Origin of the sequence: Schaalia canis (assembly GCF_003858455.1) — a bacterium.
GTDB classification, from domain to species: domain Bacteria; phylum Actinomycetota; class Actinomycetes; order Actinomycetales; family Actinomycetaceae; genus Pauljensenia; species Pauljensenia canis.
The window spans coordinates 1-355 of sequence record NZ_RQZF01000052.1; the positions used below are offsets into that span (position 1 = coordinate 1).

1 protein-coding gene is annotated in these 355 nt (G+C 56.1%); it reads right to left on the bottom strand.

Annotated elements, in window-relative coordinates; all coding sequences use genetic code 11:
* Nucleotides 1-355: hypothetical protein (locus EII11_RS10665; RefSeq protein ID WP_165867174.1), on the bottom strand; the 355-nt coding region annotated here is incomplete at both ends.

Here is a 355-nt window from a genome sequence, read left to right on the forward strand (position 1 = left end):
TAGAGCCATGCAACAGGTAGGACAGGGCGTGGATGTCGTTGCCTGGCATTGCCCCGTCAAAACGCGCACCATTAATAAAGCTGATCATGCTCGTGGCGTAAGCGCTGGACAAGGCGGGGTCAATGGAGGCCAGGTGGGGTTCACCCGTGCGGAATACTTCCCGTAACGCTTGAGCATAAGGGAGGGCTTCATCCCCACTGCCCATGTAGGCATACCCACCAGCCAAGCCAACACGATCAATCAGATTGTCAGCCTTGAGAGCGGTCAATAGTGCGGCGCTCGCCGGGCCGTTGGTGGATAAACCTTCTAAAAGGGCAGTAGCGCGTAGAAGTTGAATTGACCCGCTCTCAAGAGT